The sequence below is a fragment of the Brevibacillus sp. WF146 genome, from assembly GCF_001673705.2.
Lineage (GTDB): Bacteria > Bacillota > Bacilli > Brevibacillales > Brevibacillaceae > Brevibacillus > Brevibacillus thermoruber.
On sequence record NZ_CP109943.1, the window covers coordinates 3,969,873 to 3,986,171 of the forward strand.

Here is a 16,299-nt window from a genome sequence, read left to right on the forward strand (position 1 = left end):
GGCCAAAAACTGGGCCGGGCCCATACAAAAAGCTTGGCGGTCCCGCCAAGCTTCTTTCATTTTTGGTTCCCTTTTCGCTGCTTCAGGCGCACGATGATGCCGTCGATCAACAGGCCGATCCCCGCGCCGTAAAAAGGGGAAGCGAAGCGAACCCCTTCGCTTACCGGCAGTGCTTTCACATAGACGATGATCACGCCGAGAATAAAACCAATCATCGTGTAGCGCAGACGGGTCGGACCCATTCGCATCCGCGCCTTACTTGCCGAATTTGTTGGGCATCTTCATGTTTTTCATGGTGCGGCTCATTTGCTTCAACTGCTTTTGATTCAGATTGACGCCCATCGAGCGGGCCATCGCCTGCAGCTGCTTTTCATCCATCTGCATGTTCTGCAGCTGCTTCTTCAGGTAATACGTGCCGCCGGCAAATCCGCCCACGAGGCCGATAATCAGCGTAACGATCGGGATTACCCAGTTGTACCAAGCCATCTATTCATTACCATCCTCTTTTGGAATTACAGTCGTTCCTATTGTACCACAACTGCCGACTCTGTACATCGCGGACACGAGGAATTTGGGTAGGTCGCCTTCGGCATGCCGGCGCCGCCGGCATACGATGATTGCAGGAGGTGACGATCACATGGCTCCCATCCTGATCCTGGACCCGGGCCACGGCGGTGTCGATCCCGGCGGCGGCACCAACAAACTGTTTGTCGAGAAGGAGATGACGCTTGCCATCTCCCTGTATCAATACCGCCGGTTCCAGGAGCTGCAGATACCGGTCGCCATCACCCGTACGGACAACGATACCACCCTGTCGAGCGAAGCGCGGACGGCGCTGGTCCGCAACAGCGGCGCCCGCTGCTGCATCTCCAACCACATCAACGCGGGCGGCGGAAGAGGGTCGGAGGTCATCTACTCCATCCACGCTTCGGCAGCCCTGCCGCGCCTGATCAAGGACGAACTGGAGGCGGCCGGCATGCCCAACCGGCGAATCTTTACCCGGACGCTGCCCAATAATCCGAACCTCGATTACTACTACATGCACCGGGAGACCGGCAGCGTCGAAACCGTCATCGTGGAGTACGGCTTTGCCGACAATCCGCTGGACGCGGAGAAAATCCAGCGCGACTGGCGCGAGCTGGCGGAAGCGGTCGTCCGTGCCTTTTGCGAATACGCCCAATTGGCGTACCGACCGCCGGCGCCGTCCGCCCCCGGCAGCGGCGAAAACGGCGACATGCCCGAATGGAAGCGGGACGCGATCGACTGGATGTACGAGCAGGGACTGCTTACCACCGAGGACTGGCGGCGTCAGCCGGACCAGCCGCTTCCGCTGTGGGCCGAAGCGGTTGTGCTCAAACGTCTGTACGAAAAATTGCGAGCCCCCGGTTGAGGCGGCTTTCCTTGACGGGAAGCGGTCACGAACGGAGGGGATAACGGCTGCATTTGCCGCCGTGGGTATGCGCGTCACGGCGAAGAACGCCATGCAGCAGCGGACCGGTTCCCGCCGGCGCGGACGGCAGGCGCACCGGCTTCACTCCGAAGCGTAACGCGTCAGAGGGGTGTCGCTCAGACCCGAATAATTCTCTCTGGCCGGCACGCTCATCAGGTCGTCTTCGGGAAAGCGGTAGGCGGTCAGCATCCCGCCGAACACGCATCCCTGGTCGATGTTGAGCGTGCCGTTTTTTTGTTCCGGTTGGGGACGGGGGTCGTGCCCCCAGACGATCAGCGGATGGGTCGCTTTTCGTTCCGCCGCCCAATCCCGACGGATCGGCCGGCCGTCCGCTCCCATGCCGGCCACGTCTCCGTACCGGCAAAAGGTCTGCACGGATGGAGACTCCATCCCGATGTAATCGTCGCGGATGCCGGCGTGAACCGCCACCGCCGCCAGTTTTCCGCCGTATTTGATCATCATGTGCGACGGGGAGGAAAACAGCAGCCGTCTGCTCTGCTCTTTCAGGAGCAGCGTTTGTTTCGCTCCGTGCTCCTGCTCAAAGCGGCGGAACTCCTCCTCCACTTTTTCATCGCCATGCGCCAGCGTGACCGATCGTCCGTCCAGCCAGCGGGCAATCTTCCACCCGTGGTTGCTGTCCACCATCTCCGCCACCCCGACTTCGACGTGGCGGATGAAAAACTGCAGCATCTTGATTGAATCCGGCCCGCGACTGGTAATGTCTCCGAGGGAAAGGAGCGTGCGGCCGCGGGGATGGCGGTACGTCCCGTCGTGACTGCGCTCGTAGCCGAGCCGCCGCAGCAGCTCCATAAATTCGTCGTAACAGCCGTGCACGTCGCCGATGATGTCGACGCCCCTGTCCGCCGCCAGCATTTTGGAGCGCGCCCGCGGTTTGTGCTTCATGCCCATCCCCTCCTTTCCAAATATCTATTACTTTCTATTGTTTACCATAAAAAAGAAAAAAACTCACCCCTTTTTCCAGGGTGAGCGCGGCACCTTCACACGAGGTTGTGTTTATGCACGTAGATGGCGGCTTGCGTCCGGTCCTCCACATCCAGCTTGGCCAAAATGTTGCTGACGTGCGTTTTGACGGTCTTGATGCCGATGATCAGTTCATCGGCGATCTCCTGGTTGGATTTTCCCTGGCCGATCAGCTTCAGCACTTCCAGCTCACGCGGGGTGAGCTGCTCATGAGGGAGCGGCTCCTGACCGTGGCGAAAGCGGGCCATGATCTTGCCGGCCACGCGGGATTCCAGCACCGGTTCTCCGGCCACGGCGGCACGGATGGCGCGGGCGATTTCGGCGGCGCGCGAGGTCTTCAGCAGGTAGCTGAACGCTCCCGCTTCAATCACCGGGTACACCTTTTCGTCGTCGATAAAGCTGGTCAGCACGATCACCTTGCAGGAGGGGCAATGCTCCCGGATGCGGCGGGTGGCTTCCACGCCGCCGATGCCATCCATGACCAGATCCATCAGGACGACGTCCGGTTTCAGCTCCACCGCCAGCCGTACGCCTTCCTCTCCGCTCGCCGCTTCGGCCACCACCTCAATGTCTTCTTCCGTGGACAGATAGGCGGCCAAGCCCATCCGCACCATCTCGTGATCATCCACCAACAATACGCGAATCACGGATGCTCTCTCCCTTCCCGTTCCGTTTGCGGCATCACCGGGATGCGCACCTCGATTTGCGTCCCTTTTCCCACCGCAGAGTAAATGTCAAGCGATCCGCCCAGTTCCGCCACGCGCTCGCGCATGCTCCGAAGACCGTAGGAGGTCAGTTTTTCGCCTTCCGGATCAAACCCGACCCCGTCGTCCGTCACCCGCAGCCGGACCTGTCCCTGCAGCGTAAACAGCTTCACCGCAATCTGGCTGGCGCGGGCGTGGCGCAGCGTGTTGGAAAGGGACTCCTGCAGGATGCGGAACAGGTGATCTTCAATGCCGCTGGGCAGGCCCTCCACGTCCTCGATTTCCCAGGAGATCGCGAGCGTGTTTTTCCGCGCCAGTTCTTCCAGCAGATCGACAATCGCTTCCTTCAGCGTCTTGTTCTGCAGCGTGGCCGGACGGAGATGCAGCAGGAGTGCCCTCATCTCCGCCTGGGCCGCCGCCGCCATCTCCTCCACCAGTTCGATCTGCTGGGCGGCGCGCTGCGGATTTTTCTCCACCAGCCGCTTCAAGGCGGCTGTGGTCATCGCGATGGCAAACAACTGCTGGCTGACGGCATCGTGCAGCTCGCGGGCGAGCCGCTGCCGCTCTTCCGTGACGGCCGCCTGTTTCAACTGCTCCGCCAGCGCGGCGTTGTGATTGGACAGCCGCTGCAGCGACGCCACCTGATCTTCCCACTGCGACGCCAGGCGGTTGAACTGCCAGCCCAGCTCGCCGATCTCGTCCGCGCCCAGATCGGGCACGCGGTAGGACAAGAGGCCGCGGCTCAGATTCATGGTCGCTTCGCCCAGCACGTACAGCCGCTTTTTCAACAGGTTGCCGAAAATGTAGCCGCCGATCACGCCCATGACCGTCCCCACCGCAAGCGAAACGGCGAAGGCGGCCAGCATGATCATCCAATCCGGCTCGGCCGGCAGTTGAATCTGCAGATTGGTGTCAAGCCACCGGCTCAGTTCCCGGTCATCTGCCAGCGTCAAGTAGAGGCGGCGGATCTCCGGATCGTTGGCCCAGGCGATGTGCAGCAAAAGGAAACAGAGGAACGTGGCGGTTACCGTGCCGATGGCCAGCATCAGGCCGAACCGCACGTACTGCCATTGTACGCTCGCTAATCGCTGTCGACGCATCGGTCAGTACCCCCTAGATGTACTTGACTTTTATATCGCCGACAAGCAGCGAGATTTGCAAATGCACTTTTTGAGCGGCCTGCTCGTACTGCTCGGAGCGGACCATCACGCTGCGGCTGATGCCGCCTTGCCGGTGTCCAAACACTTCCAGGTCGCCAATGCTCACCTCGGCGGTAACGGCAACCGGCATGTCGACCGGCACGTATATGGTGACGTCCCCCACCCAGCCGTCGACAGTCAGGAACGCTTCCTCCTGCATCACCATCGCCCGCGACAGGTCGATCACCACATCCCCGATGCCGTGCCAAATGTGCAGTTGATCCAGTTCAAACCTTCCGGACGTGAGATGAAAATCGCCGATCAGCGAACTGCGGGTATCCTTGGGCCGCAGAATGCAGCCGGGGTGAAACGGCGTCTCCACCCGGTCCTCGAAGACAGGCCCGTATCCTTTTTGCTTGGCCCAGCGAGCCGCCTTTTGCTTTTGGTAAAACGGCGCATCGTCCGGCGTGTCCCACTCCGGGGAGAAACCGTCCGAGTCACCGACCGTGTCCGCTCGTCCGTCGCGCCGCCGCGAGCGCCCCCGGATCAGGCGGAAGCCAAAATAGATCAACGCCAGAGGGACGACGAAATGGAACAGGTCATGGAATCCCACGCCAAACCACATGTCCAGCGCGATGAGGACGCCAAACCCGGCCAAAAGGCCGCCTCTGATGCGTTTTTGCTTCTCCCACATGCGCACGCCGACGTACACCAACACCATCGGCCACAGGCTGAACAAACTGAACGAAATGATATGCAAGGTGTCGAGCAACAGGCCAATGCCCGTCAAAATGATCAGAACACCAGCCGTCATTTTGTGCAAGCGGGACAGTTTCACAGGAGTCTCCTCTCTTACGCCCCATGCCGCTCATTTTCCTTCCAACCGTTACGGCATGTATAGATAAACGCAGGCGGAATGTTCAACGGCGTGAAACCCGTCTCCACCCGTTGAAACCGCGCCTGCAGCTCCGATTGCAGTTGCAGCGAGTATTGAAACGTGATGAACAGCCCGCCGGGGGCCAGCACGGATTGAATTTGGTCCAGAATGCCGGTGCGCAGCGTTTCCGGAAAGATGGCAAAAGGAAGGCCCGAGATGATTACGTCGGCTTTGCCCAACCTCATTTCCTCCATATACTGGCCAAGCTTCATGGCCTCCTCCCGAATCGGCACCTCGGGAAACCGGTCGCGCAGCACGGCCCGAAACTGGGGATCACGCTCAACCAGAAGATAACGGGCGTCCGGCCGCTTTTTCTGGAGAATGGCCTGGGTAAACACACCCGTGCCCGGCCCCAGTTCAACGATGACGCCAGCGCTTGCCCAATCCACGCGGCTCAGCATGCGCGCGCAGAGAAACCGGGAGCTGGGGATGATGCTGCCGACACGTCCGGGTTCGGCGATAAACCGTCGCAAAAACACCAAGAAGTCTGCCAAAAAAAGAACCTCCTCTAGGGGAAAAGCAGCCTGTTTCCCAGGCTGCCTCAGATTGCAGACAAACTCCCTTGTTGCCATTGGCAGTAGAGGGAGTTTGTCCTGTATGTATTCGAAAGTGAAGCGGAAATGAAGGGCATTGCACCTCCCTTTGCCTGACTTCCATAGCCAATTGGCCAGTTTTTTTAAATTCATACAAGCAAAGACAAGCATCGCCTGCATTGTCACTTTTTTCAGTCCTCGTAAAGTGGTCCAACGCAAACCATGCTTCTCCTTTAAATCCGCAAATACGCGCTCAATGGTTTCTTTTCTGCGTGCGTAAAGGCGTTTATTCACTTCGGTATGTCGCAGATGCTCCACTTCGTCTAGGTAATCCGCCCAAATATGACGACTGACTCGCTTCACAGCCTCCCGGCTCTCTGTACACTGGGGGCGGAATGGGCAATGGTTGCATTCGCCTGGGTCGGAACGGTACATACGGTAGCCGTCACGAGTGGTGGTTTCGTAGGTAAGAACCTGTCCGGCAGGACAGATGTAGCAATCAAAGTATTCATCATACACGTATTCATGCTTTCGAAATAACCCTTCCTTCGTGTGAGGACGGGTGTAAGGCATCACGGGGCGAATTCCTTCATCCAACAGGCACTTGCTAATGTAAGGCGTTTTATATCCGGCATCTACTGCCACGGCATCCGGTTTTCCTACGCGTTCCACGGCTTGTTCGAAAACATCCGAAAAGGCCTGACTGTCATGAACGTTAGCCGCCGTTACCACGGCACTAACGACAAAACCATGTTGGTCGCTTGCTGCATGAAACGAATACGCAAACGTCTGCTCTTTTTCGTTTTTGACAAACCAACCGCTGTCGGGGTCAGTACTGCTTTGTTTCACCTCCTTCCAGGCTGTTTCAGTCTTTTTTGGCAATGGCTTCTTTCCATGCTCCACGCGATCCTGGTTCAATTCTTCTTCAAGGAGTTCCTGATACTTCTTCCGCTCTTCCTGCACAAGTTGTTTGATGTATTTGTTCTTGTTCGCACTGGCTTTTACGTGGGTGGAATCAATATACAAGACCGAGGGATCTACAAATCCGTGATGGCAAGCCTCCTCGAGAATACGGGTAAAAATCTTTTCAAACAGATCGGTTCCTTGAAATCGCCGTACGTAGTTTTTCCCGAACGTCGTGAAGTGGGGAATCGGTTGTGTAAAGTCGTAACCCAGAAACCACCGATAGGCGATGTTTGTTTCGATCTCTTTGATGGTTTGTCGCATGGAACGGATTCCAAACAGGTACTGGATGAGCACCATTTTGATGAGGACGACGGGGTCAATGCTGGGTCTTCCGTTGTCGAGAGAGTACCGGTCTTTCACCAAGTCGTAGATAAAAGAAAAGTCGATGGCATTTTCGATTTTTCGAACAAGATGATCTTGTGGAACCAATTCATCTAATGAGACTACAGATATCTGATAACGGCCTTCGGCCTGTTGCTTGTTCAGCATGCTTCCACCTCTACACAGCGTTGAATGTCATGTTTATTCGACAAAAAAGCGTGTAGACCTTGTACCTTCGGTACTTTGTCTACACGCTGAAGCAGCCTGTTTCCCAGGCTGCCTTTGGTTCTATTCTACATCAAACGCCGCCGTTCCTCTCGCTTACGCCTGTTCCGTTTGGTGCGGCGTTTCCTTCTGTTCAAGCAGGGAGGCTTTGATCTTCGCCAGTTCGGCGTCCAAGTCGTCCTTCTCCCATTTGCTCAGGGAGTGGTCCAAGCCTGCGCTGGTCATGCGCCACTGGCCGCTTAAATCCGCTTCCGCCTCCATGCGCATCACTTTTTCTTCCATCCGGGCAAATCCGCGGCTCGCCGTTTCGCTGCCCATCCCGACGATGGCCTGATTCACCTGCTTCTGCGTCTTGGCTACTTGGGCGCGGGCCATCAGGGTGTATTTTTTCGCCCGCATCTTGTAAAACTCTTCTTTCAGCTCAGCCAGCTTTTCGCGCATCTTTTGCGCCGCTTCCGAAGCGGACTGGTAGAGCGCCTCGTACTCCTGGGCACGCGCTTCGTACTGCTTCTTGTCGGCAAGCGCGCGGCGCGCCAGTTCGTCTTCGCCTTCGGTAAGCGCCAGTTTTACCTGGCGATCCCGTTTTTCCACGAGGGCGAGCGCCTCTTCCCACTGCTGGCGGAATTTCTTCTCCAGCGCCACCTGACGGGCGACGGCCACTTCCACCTGGCCGATCTCCACTTCCATGTCACGCATGTACTGGTTCAGCATTACCACCGGATCTTCCATCGAATCCAGCACGTCGTTCACCGAAGCCACCGTCAAATCACGCAAGCGTTTCAAGATACCCATTGTCACTTATCCTCCTCATCATATCACATGATCATGGTTGTTTTAACATCCTTGTCCTGCGACTCGGCCATGCCGGCGCGGGGATTACGGCTGCTGCCGCTTGGTTACGCTTTGCTCCCAACGATCCAATGCGTCATCTTCTCGCAGCACGCGCTGTGCCCACTGCCGCTCCCAGACGGTCGGAACCGGGTGATCCGGCACATCCCGTTGGCGAAGCAAGCGGAAGCCCAGGTAAATGACCCCGATGGCCAGCACGGCGTGAAACAGCAGATGCAGCTTGCCGATCAGCATCAGGAACCCGAACAGAAAGATCAGTACGCCGCTAAAACGCGAACCTGAACTTCCCATCACTTTGCGGCCGCCGTACAGCATGATCAGCCCGGGAATCAGCACACCGAGCAGATCGCCGCCGTCAATGCCGATCTGATCCAGCAAGACCAACCCGCCAATGAGCAGCAGGACCAGTCCGAGAAGCACTTTTCCAGACCGCTCGCTCATCAACTGCTACCCTCCCATCGACTTTGTTTGGGTGTCACCCTCATGGCTTTATTGTAGACGGCTGACAGGGCTCGCCATAACGGGCGGGCGGTTGGTTTTTCCCTCCGTCCCGGGGCGGAGACGCCTTCCTTCCGCAATCGGACAAGCATGCACCCGCGCTTTGGCGAATCGTGCGCCGGCATGGTCGACACGAATCGTTTCCGATTTATGACAACATTTTGTGTCAAAATTGTGAACAACCAAGCAAAAAGACAGGAAAAATCGGACACGTGTTGAATTGTGCTGGAGTGCGTGTAAAAAAACATCGAAATTAGCCGAATTCCGCTATGCGGAAACGGGGGACCCACGTTTTTCGGGGTGAATGGCAGCCGCTTGCCGGCCGCCTAGGGCAATCCTTTCGACCGAACCCATCAGCTAACCTCGTAGGCTCAGGAAAGGAGCAGTTTCTCTTGCGCAAAACGGTGGTTACTCTCTTCATCGCCGGGATGCTTGCAATGGGAGCCGGCGCTGCACACGCCCAGGAGGAATCTTCCTTGATGGGTGTCGTCAACGATCTGTACGGCGCTCCTTACAAGTCGTCCGGCACGACCAAAAACGGATTTGACTGCTCCGGTTTTACGCGCTATGTGTTTGACGCGCTGGGTGTAGATCTGCCTCATTCGTCGTCCGCCCAATTCAAGTTGGGAGTACCGGTGTCCCGCAGCGATCTCCAGCCGGGTGACCTGGTCTTTTTCAACACCAACGGGCGCAGCGTTTCACACGTGGGCATCTACATCGGAAACGGCATGTTTGTACACGCGGAGAGCGGCAAAGGAGTCGTCAACACGAGGCTGAACGATCCGTATTACTGGGGCAAGCGCTTTGTGGGCGCCAAACGGATTGCCCTGCCTGTGCTTGAGGCCATTGCCGAGGCTCCACAGAAAAAGAAACCGGTACAAGCAGCATCGCTGCCCGATGCGAAGCAGCAGTCGCAGCGGCAGCAAGAACAATCGAAACAACAGCCGCAGACTCCACAACAGCAGCAAACTCAACAGCAACAGCAGCAGCAATCACAACCGCGGCAGCAGCAGTAATCGACGCACAGCGTGCAAGCCAGGGACGACAGGTCTCTGGCTTTTTCTGGCTTTGTTTAGTACCTGGTGTCAAGAGGTAGTAACATCCGTTTTTCGACGCTGCCTGGACTGTCCGGGCGGGAAGGACGGGATTATGTCCCCGCGTGCGGGCAAACCGTGATATGATAAAAGGAATAGGACCAGAACACATGTGGTGACTGGGGGAGAGTACCGGTGAAAGACCATGTTTTGATTGTGGACGACAACGAGGAAATACTCGAGCTGCTGGAAGATATTTTGGGAAGCGAAGGATACGACGTTTCCACGGCGCAGAGCAGCGAGCAGGCGCTGGAACTGCTGAAGTCGGGCACCAAGCCCAACCTGATTCTGCTCGACATCATGATGCCCGGCATGAGCGGCTACGAGCTCTGCTCGCAGATTCGCCGCGAGTGGGAGCTGCCCATCCTCTTTCTCAGCGCCAAGGGCAAAGCGGTCGACAAGGTGGTCGGCTTTGAGATCGGCGCCGACGACTACATCACCAAGCCGTTTGACACGGAAGAACTGCTTGCCCGCATCCGCGCCCACCTGCGCCGCTACGAACGCATTCGCCGTCACAGCGAGGAGGCGGCGGAGAAAGAGACCTCGGCATCCTCCATTACCGTCCTGAAGTTCAAGGGGCTGGAAATTCACAAGGAAACGTACTCCGTTTACGTCAACGACCAAAAGATCGATCTGTCCACCAAGGAGTTTCAACTGCTTACCTTTTTGGCCGAAAACGCGGGCATCGTCTTCACGCGGGAGCAGATCTACGACCGCGTCTGGGGGTACGGCTACGGCTCGCTCAACACGGTCACCGTGCACATCAAGAACCTGCGCGAAAAACTGGAGACGGATCGCCAGTTCATCAAAACGCAATGGGGGACGGGGTACGTATTCATCGGGGAGAAAGTGTAGATGAGCATCCGGAACAAGCTGTTCCTCTCGTTTATCGCCTTGATCGTACTCAATTTGCTCCTGTTCAAATTCGTCTTCGAAGACATCATCGTGGAACAGTTGAAGACGGACCGGCACAACCAGTACCGGTACGAGAAGGAAACGGCGGAGATGGTCCGGGTCAACCAGTTGTTGAACTCCGGCGTGTTCAAGGATCCGACCGAGCGGCGGGAGCTGGAGGCACAGCTTCCGGAAGACCTGATGTACAAAATGGTGGTCACGGACGCGGACGGCAACCCCATTTACATCAAACCGTCACAGGCCTACAATCTGAAAACGCTGAAAACGCGTCCGGCCGATCAGGAAAACAACGATCTGAAGGTGGTCGCGGAATACCACTTTCAGCACGAACCTCCGCGGCAAGGGCAGACGATCATCTACTTCTACACGGACGAATCGGACATTCTCGCCACCAAAGGCGTATCAATGATGCTGTGGTTCATCTACGGCAGCATCGCGCTGGTCGGCCTCATCCTGCTCACCTTTTTTGTCCGCTGGATCCTGCGGCCGGTCAGTGAACTGTCCCGCGTGACGCAGGAAATCCGGGAAGGCAAGCGGTACGTCTCGTTTACCTACCGCTCGCACGACGAGTTTGGCCAGTTGTTCGGCTACTTTTCCGACATGGTGGACGAACTCCGGCTTTCCGAGGACCGGCAGTCCGAACTGATCTCGGCCATCGCCCACGACTTCCGCACGCCGCTGACCACCATCAAAGGCTACGCCTCCTACATCGGGTCCGGTCGCGTCACCGATCTCAAGCGGATCCAAAAGCAGATGCGCAAGATCGAGGAAAAGACGGCCGATCTGGAAAAGCTGCTGGACGAGCTGCAGGATTTCACCCAGCAAAGCACGGAAATCAAGCTGAACATCAGCCGCATTCACGTGAAAAGCTTTGTCAAGGGCGTCATCGAGGACTACCTGGTGCGCATCAAGGAGGCGGGGCTGTCGTTTCAATGGAAGCTGCGCGTCTCCAACGAGCTGCACATCGAGGCGGACGAGGCCAAGCTGCGCCGCGTGCTGGAAAACCTGCTGAACAACGCCATCTACTACAACAAGCCAAACGGGTCCATCCTGCTTACCTGCGATCAGCGGGACGGGCACGTGCTCTTTTCCGTGATCGACAAGGGGGAGGGTATCGCGGCGGAGGACCTGCCCAAGGTGTTCACCAAGTTTTACCGCGCGGACAAATCGCGCAACCGGAACAACGGCGGCACCGGCCTCGGCTTGACCATCTGCCAGAGCATCGTCCAGCGCCACGGCGGCGTGATCAACGTAAGCAGCGAACTGGGCGTAGGAAGCTGCTTCTCCTTTACGATCCCGTTTTTTCAACCATAATTTATTTCAATTTATTGATGGTTAATATTCGCTTTATTTTTTTCTGTTACAGTACTATTTGTAAGCAAGCGTGTTGCTTTCCGTGATAAATAACCCCCAGTTCGGTATCTGACACCAAGCGGCCAATGCTTTTGGTGGAAAGATGCCTCTTTTTTTTATATCCGCGCCTCCAGCCGCATCATCAACCCGTTTTTCGGACGCAGCGTAACCAGCGGCTCCGGCTCCACCCGCTGTCCCGGTTCGGCCAGCCGCAGGCGGAAGCGCTGAGCGATCGTGGCCAGCAGCAGCGCCGCCTCCATCAGCGCAAAGTTGTTGCCGATGCAGATGCGCGGCCCGCCGCCAAAGGGGAAGTAGGCGAACGCGGGAATCCGCTTCAGCAAATCGCCGCTGAACCGTTCCGGGATGAACTGGTCCGGGTTGTCGAAATAGCGGCGGCTGCGGTGCATCACGTACTGGCTCATCATCAGTGTCTCGCCCGGCTGGTACACGTGCCCCCCGATCTCCACCTCGTCCACCACTTCCCGGTTGATCACCCAGGCCGCGGGATAGAGCCGCAGGGTTTCGCTGATGATCTGATTGGTATAGACAAGCCGCGGGACATCCTCTGCCGTCGGCGGCCGTCCGCCCAGCACCTCGTCCAGTTCCGCCCACAGCTTTCGTTCCGCTTCGGGATGGGTGGCCAGCAGGTACCAGATCCACGACATGGTGTTGGCGGTCGTCTCATGGCCGGCGACAAAGATGGTCATCACCTCGTCGCGCACCTGCTCGTCCGTCATGCCCCGCCCGTCCTCCTCGTCACGGGCGGCGAGCAGCATGGCCAACAGGTCGTCCCGTCCTTCCTCCCCACTCCTCCGCCGTTCCTCGATGATCGCGTATATGGTTTTGTCCAGCGTCTCCGCCGCCTCCTGAAACTTCCGGTTTTGCGGCGTCGGCACGCCGAGCGGGATGTCGATCATCGCCGAAGCCTTGTTCGACACGTACTGCAGCCCGATTTCGATGGCGCGGCCGATCTTGTCGACGCCCTCCGTCAATCCTTTGCCGAACATCGTCTCGGTGATGATCGCCAGCGTCACTTTCATCATGTCTTCGTGCACGTCACGGATGTCGCCGTCTTTCCACCCGGCCATCATGGCGGTCCCCTGGCGGACCATCGCGTCGGCGTAAGCGGCGATCCGCTCCCGGTGAAAAGCGGGCTGCATCAGCCGGCGCTGCCGCATGTGCTTTTGCCCCTCGCTGGTGAGGATGCCGTCTCCCACCACCGCCCGCGCCACCTGCAGTCCTTTGGCCTTGCGGAAGTGGGCCTGTTTGGTGACCAGCACTTCCTTGATGTGATCGGGATTGGTCAAGAGATACAGGTGCCGTCTGGGGCCGAAACGAAAATGGACGACATCGCCGTGCTGTTCCGCAGCCCTCTGCAAAAAGCTGAGCGGGTCGCGGCGAAAGGCGAGCAAATGGCCGGATATGGGCAGCCCTCGGGGGGCGGGAATGGTCAGGTTCATCGCAGTCATCCTTTCGTAGGTCTGGTGTCAGTGTGTCGTCTCTAGTATCCATCCGGCCCGGCTCCTTATACCACGCGCTCCATTGGGGCAGCGGGCAAAAAAACAAACCGCCTGAATCATCAGGCGGTCATTGTTCTGTTACGAAAGGGTCGGCTTGTTCACCTGCACCAGCCCGGTGGATACCAGCCGTTCGCGCACCTTGATGCCGATCCAGGCGGCCAGCACGGCCTTGACGACTCCCACCAGCAAAAAGGAAACGCCTCCGCTCATGACTGCGGCGCTCCACGGAATATCCAGCACGTACTTGAGCTGGATCACGCCGCAAACCAGCGTCACAACCATGCCGACGTGATTGGCCACCAGCGCCCAGCCAAAGGAAAAGCGGGTTTTCTCCAGGATCAGGCCGGTAATGTAGGCGGTCAGAATGAAGCCGAAAATGTACCCGCCGGATTTGCCGACCAGCACCTGGAGCCCTCCGTTCGCTCCCGAAAAAACCGGCAGGCCGACCGCGCCCAGAAGCACGTAAATGATCATCGCCAGCGTGCCGTACCGGCTTCCCAGAATGGTGGCGGCCAACCCGACCGCCAGCGTCTGTCCGGTAATCGGAATCAGCGGCAGGGGAATCGTGATTTGCGAAAAGACGGCCGTCACGGCGGCAAAAACAGCGGATAAGAGCAGCCACTTCAATCGTTCGTTTCTCATGTTGACCTCCCGTTTTTGTCAACCAAATGATAAAATACGTTAACACATTTAATCATAATGCCTGGCAGAACAAATGTAAATTGCAAAAACGGGAGGCGCGCAGGCACGTCTGCCAAGCGGCACGCCTGCGTCGTCAGGCAGGCGGGTGAAGTCCCGCGCCGGAACACCGGATTGTTCCGGCTATGCGCGGCTGTCGCAGTACGCCTGGAGGTGAACCAGCGAATCGACGGTGTGGTCGATCAGACGCCGCAAATCCTCAATGTTGCCCTCGTCGATCTTGCGGTGAAAATCGAGCGTGATCTGATTGGCAAAGCGCTGCGGCGGCCACTCCAGCCGATGCTCGTCCAAACGCGCCTTGACCGTCTGCGTGATGTGCGGCCGGTGTCCCCACATCTCGTTGAGAATCGCGGTGATTGCATCCGTCTCCCGCGGCACGTCGCTGATCTCCAGGAAAAAATGGATGCAGATCGTGCAGCCCACATGCTCTGTCAGCGGCTTCTCCAGTTGTTCCGCCGCGATGTCGGCCAGCGAAGTGCGCAGTTGGATCTGCGCCGTCACCGCCGTGTCGCTGTCCGCTTTTTCCGCCGGGCGGAATTCGATCTGAAACAGCCGGTCAAACGTAGCCAGGTCCATCACGTCAGAGCGGCCCGTGATGGTGATGGCCCCTTCGAAATCGCGGTCGTACACTGCTCCTTCCAGCACGACCCGGATATTGTCGAACACCAGCGGATGAAACACCTCCGCTCCCCCTTTCCGTCCGAATGGCACACGCTACTAGGATGCCCGTATTTTTTCCGTTTGGCAAGAAGCGCTTTGGCTCAAGAACCCACACACCAGCCATAATTTGGTATATAATGATTGGCAACATCCTGCATTCGGACTGCCTGTCTGCCAAACGATCGCGACATATCCAAACGAGGAGGTTTTCCATGACCGCTGCTGACCACATGCTTGACCGCTACGCCGCCTTGGCTGTGAAAATCGGCGTCAATGTCCAGTCGGGGCAAACCCTGGTCGTCAACGCCCCCCTCTCCACGGCCGAACTGGTCCGCAAAATTGCCAAAACGGCTTACCAGGCCGGAGCCAAACACGTACATACCGACTGGACGGACGATGAACTGACCCGGATCCGATACGATCTCGCCCCGGATGAAGCGTTCACGGAATTCCCGATGTGGAGAGCGAAAGCGTACGAGGAGATGGCCGAGAACGGGGCCGCGTTTCTTTTTATAACCGCGACCAACCCCGATCTGCTCAAAGGGGTGAACCCGGAGCGGATCGCCGCCGCCAACAAAGCGGCGGGAACAGCCATGTACACGTTTCGCAGCTACACGATGAACAATCGCGTTAGCTGGTCGGTGATCGCCGCTCCCTCTCCCGCATGGGCAGCCAAGGTCTTCCCGGACCTGCCCGAGGGTGAACAGTTGAACGCCCTGTGGGACGCCATCTTCCGCGCCACCCGGATCGACGCGGACGACCCGGTGACGGCCTGGCGGAACCATCAAGCCGCACTGAACGAAAAGGTGGCCTACCTGAACGGCAAGCAGTACCGCTGCCTGCACTTCAAAGCGCCCGGCACCGACCTGTCCGTTCAACTGCCGCCCGGCCACCGATGGCTGGGAGGGGGCAGCGTGAACGCAAACGGCACGCCGTTCATGGCCAACATCCCGACGGAAGAAGTCTTCACGGCTCCGCTGAAAGAAGGGGTGAACGGCGTCGTCCGCAGCACGAAGCCGTTGAACCACAACGGCAATCTGATCGAGAACTTTACGCTCCGCTTCGAGCGGGGGCGCATCGTGGAGGTGACGGCGGAGACGGGCTTCGAGGTATTGCAAAAGGTGATCGAAACGGACGAGGGCGCCCGATACCTGGGGGAAGTGGCCTTGGTTCCGCACCGGTCGCCCATCTCCCAGTCCAACCTGATTTTCTACAACACGCTGTTTGACGAAAATGCCTCCAACCATTTGGCGATCGGGAACGCCTATCCCGTCTGCCTGGAGGACGGGGCGAACCTCTCCCGCGAGGAGTTGGAGCAGCGCGGTCTCAACACCAGCCTCATGCACGTCGATTTCATGATCGGCTCGGCGGAGATGGACATCGACGGAGAGCTGGCCGACGGCACGCGAGAACCCGTCTTCCGCGGCGGAAACTGGGCGTTCTGAGATGCTTCCT

General features: G+C 58.0%; 16 protein-coding genes, 1 pseudogene and 1 riboswitch. Of the genes and pseudogenes, 5 read left to right on the plus strand and 12 right to left on the minus strand.

Annotated features, from left to right (window positions below; genetic code table 11):
* Positions 1-56: 56 nt before the first annotated feature.
* Positions 57-242, minus strand: coding sequence for a hypothetical protein (locus A6764_RS19625; RefSeq protein WP_065067789.1), 186 nt, complete (start codon positions 240-242; stop codon positions 57-59).
* 13 nt (positions 243-255) lie between these two features.
* The gene (locus A6764_RS19630) at positions 256-486 is read right to left on the minus strand and encodes a YneF family protein (protein WP_029100623.1); all 231 of its coding nucleotides are present in this window, start codon (positions 484-486) and stop codon (positions 256-258) included.
* A 151-nt stretch (positions 487-637) separates the two neighbouring features.
* Between A6764_RS19630 and A6764_RS19635 the strand changes: the two genes are divergently transcribed.
* Positions 638-1,390, plus strand: coding sequence for an N-acetylmuramoyl-L-alanine amidase (locus A6764_RS19635; protein ID WP_029100624.1), 753 nt, complete (start codon positions 638-640; stop codon positions 1,388-1,390).
* 141 nt (positions 1,391-1,531) lie between these two features.
* Here A6764_RS19635 and A6764_RS19640 read toward each other — a convergent pair whose 3' ends face one another.
* The 7 genes and pseudogenes from A6764_RS19640 to A6764_RS19670 all read right to left on the minus strand — a co-directional run bounded on the left by A6764_RS19640 (position 1,532) and on the right by A6764_RS19670 (position 8,546).
* Entirely contained in the window at positions 1,532-2,353 is an 822-nt protein-coding gene (locus A6764_RS19640) for a bis(5'-nucleosyl)-tetraphosphatase PrpE (protein WP_029100625.1), read from the minus strand.
* A 95-nt stretch (positions 2,354-2,448) separates the two neighbouring features.
* Positions 2,449-3,078 (minus strand): response regulator, encoded by a 630-nt coding sequence (locus A6764_RS19645; protein ID WP_029100626.1) that lies wholly within the window; start codon positions 3,076-3,078, stop codon positions 2,449-2,451.
* Positions 3,075-4,235, minus strand: a complete 1,161-nt coding sequence (locus A6764_RS19650; RefSeq protein ID WP_065067788.1) for a sensor histidine kinase — start codon at positions 4,233-4,235, stop codon at positions 3,075-3,077. Before A6764_RS19650 ends, A6764_RS19645 begins: the two co-directional genes overlap by 4 nt.
* Positions 4,236-4,248: 13 nt before the next feature.
* Entirely contained in the window at positions 4,249-5,112 is an 864-nt protein-coding gene (gene liaF, locus A6764_RS19655; protein WP_065067787.1) for a cell wall-active antibiotics response protein LiaF, read from the minus strand.
* 749 nt (positions 5,113-5,861) lie between these two features.
* A pseudogene (locus A6764_RS19660) lies at positions 5,862-7,199 on the minus strand (IS1182 family transposase); the annotation flags it as partial.
* 153 nt (positions 7,200-7,352) lie between these two features.
* The gene (locus A6764_RS19665) at positions 7,353-8,048 is read right to left on the minus strand and encodes a PspA/IM30 family protein (protein WP_065067785.1); all 696 of its coding nucleotides are present in this window, start codon (positions 8,046-8,048) and stop codon (positions 7,353-7,355) included.
* 84 nt (positions 8,049-8,132) lie between these two features.
* Positions 8,133-8,546: a LiaF transmembrane domain-containing protein gene (locus A6764_RS19670; RefSeq protein ID WP_065067784.1), complete on the minus strand. Its 414-nt coding sequence runs from the start codon at positions 8,544-8,546 to the stop codon at positions 8,133-8,135.
* Positions 8,547-8,848: 302 nt separating this feature from the next.
* A riboswitch (cyclic di-AMP (ydaO/yuaA leader) is annotated at positions 8,849-8,990 on the plus strand.
* A gap of 5 nt (positions 8,991-8,995) precedes the next feature.
* Here A6764_RS19670 and A6764_RS19675 point away from each other — a divergent pair.
* From A6764_RS19675 to A6764_RS19685, 3 genes are all read left to right on the plus strand, one after another.
* Entirely contained in the window at positions 8,996-9,619 is a 624-nt protein-coding gene (locus tag A6764_RS19675) for a C40 family peptidase (RefSeq protein WP_065067783.1), read from the plus strand.
* Positions 9,620-9,832: 213 nt separating this feature from the next.
* A complete protein-coding gene (locus A6764_RS19680; RefSeq protein WP_029100632.1) occupies positions 9,833-10,552 on the plus strand; it encodes a response regulator transcription factor in 720 nt (239 codons plus the stop codon).
* Positions 10,553-11,926, plus strand: coding sequence for a sensor histidine kinase (locus A6764_RS19685; protein ID WP_065067782.1), 1,374 nt, complete (start codon positions 10,553-10,555; stop codon positions 11,924-11,926).
* A gap of 155 nt (positions 11,927-12,081) precedes the next feature.
* On the opposite strand, the gene A6764_RS19690 is transcribed toward A6764_RS19685, so the two are convergent.
* The 3 genes from A6764_RS19690 to A6764_RS19700 all read right to left on the minus strand — a co-directional run bounded on the left by A6764_RS19690 (position 12,082) and on the right by A6764_RS19700 (position 14,865).
* The gene (locus tag A6764_RS19690; protein WP_065067781.1) at positions 12,082-13,425 is read right to left on the minus strand and encodes a cytochrome P450; all 1,344 of its coding nucleotides are present in this window, start codon (positions 13,423-13,425) and stop codon (positions 12,082-12,084) included.
* A 138-nt stretch (positions 13,426-13,563) separates the two neighbouring features.
* The gene (locus tag A6764_RS19695) at positions 13,564-14,127 is read right to left on the minus strand and encodes a biotin transporter BioY (RefSeq protein WP_044900394.1); all 564 of its coding nucleotides are present in this window, start codon (positions 14,125-14,127) and stop codon (positions 13,564-13,566) included.
* Between the two features lie 180 nt (positions 14,128-14,307).
* Positions 14,308-14,865, minus strand: coding sequence for a hypothetical protein (locus tag A6764_RS19700; RefSeq protein ID WP_065067780.1), 558 nt, complete (start codon positions 14,863-14,865; stop codon positions 14,308-14,310).
* Positions 14,866-15,056: 191 nt separating this feature from the next.
* Between A6764_RS19700 and A6764_RS19705 the strand changes: the two genes are divergently transcribed.
* Positions 15,057-16,289 carry an aminopeptidase gene (locus A6764_RS19705; RefSeq protein ID WP_065067779.1) on the plus strand — a complete coding sequence of 411 codons (1,233 nt, stop codon included), beginning with the start codon at positions 15,057-15,059 and terminating at the stop codon, positions 16,287-16,289.
* Positions 16,290-16,299 lie beyond the last annotated feature (10 nt).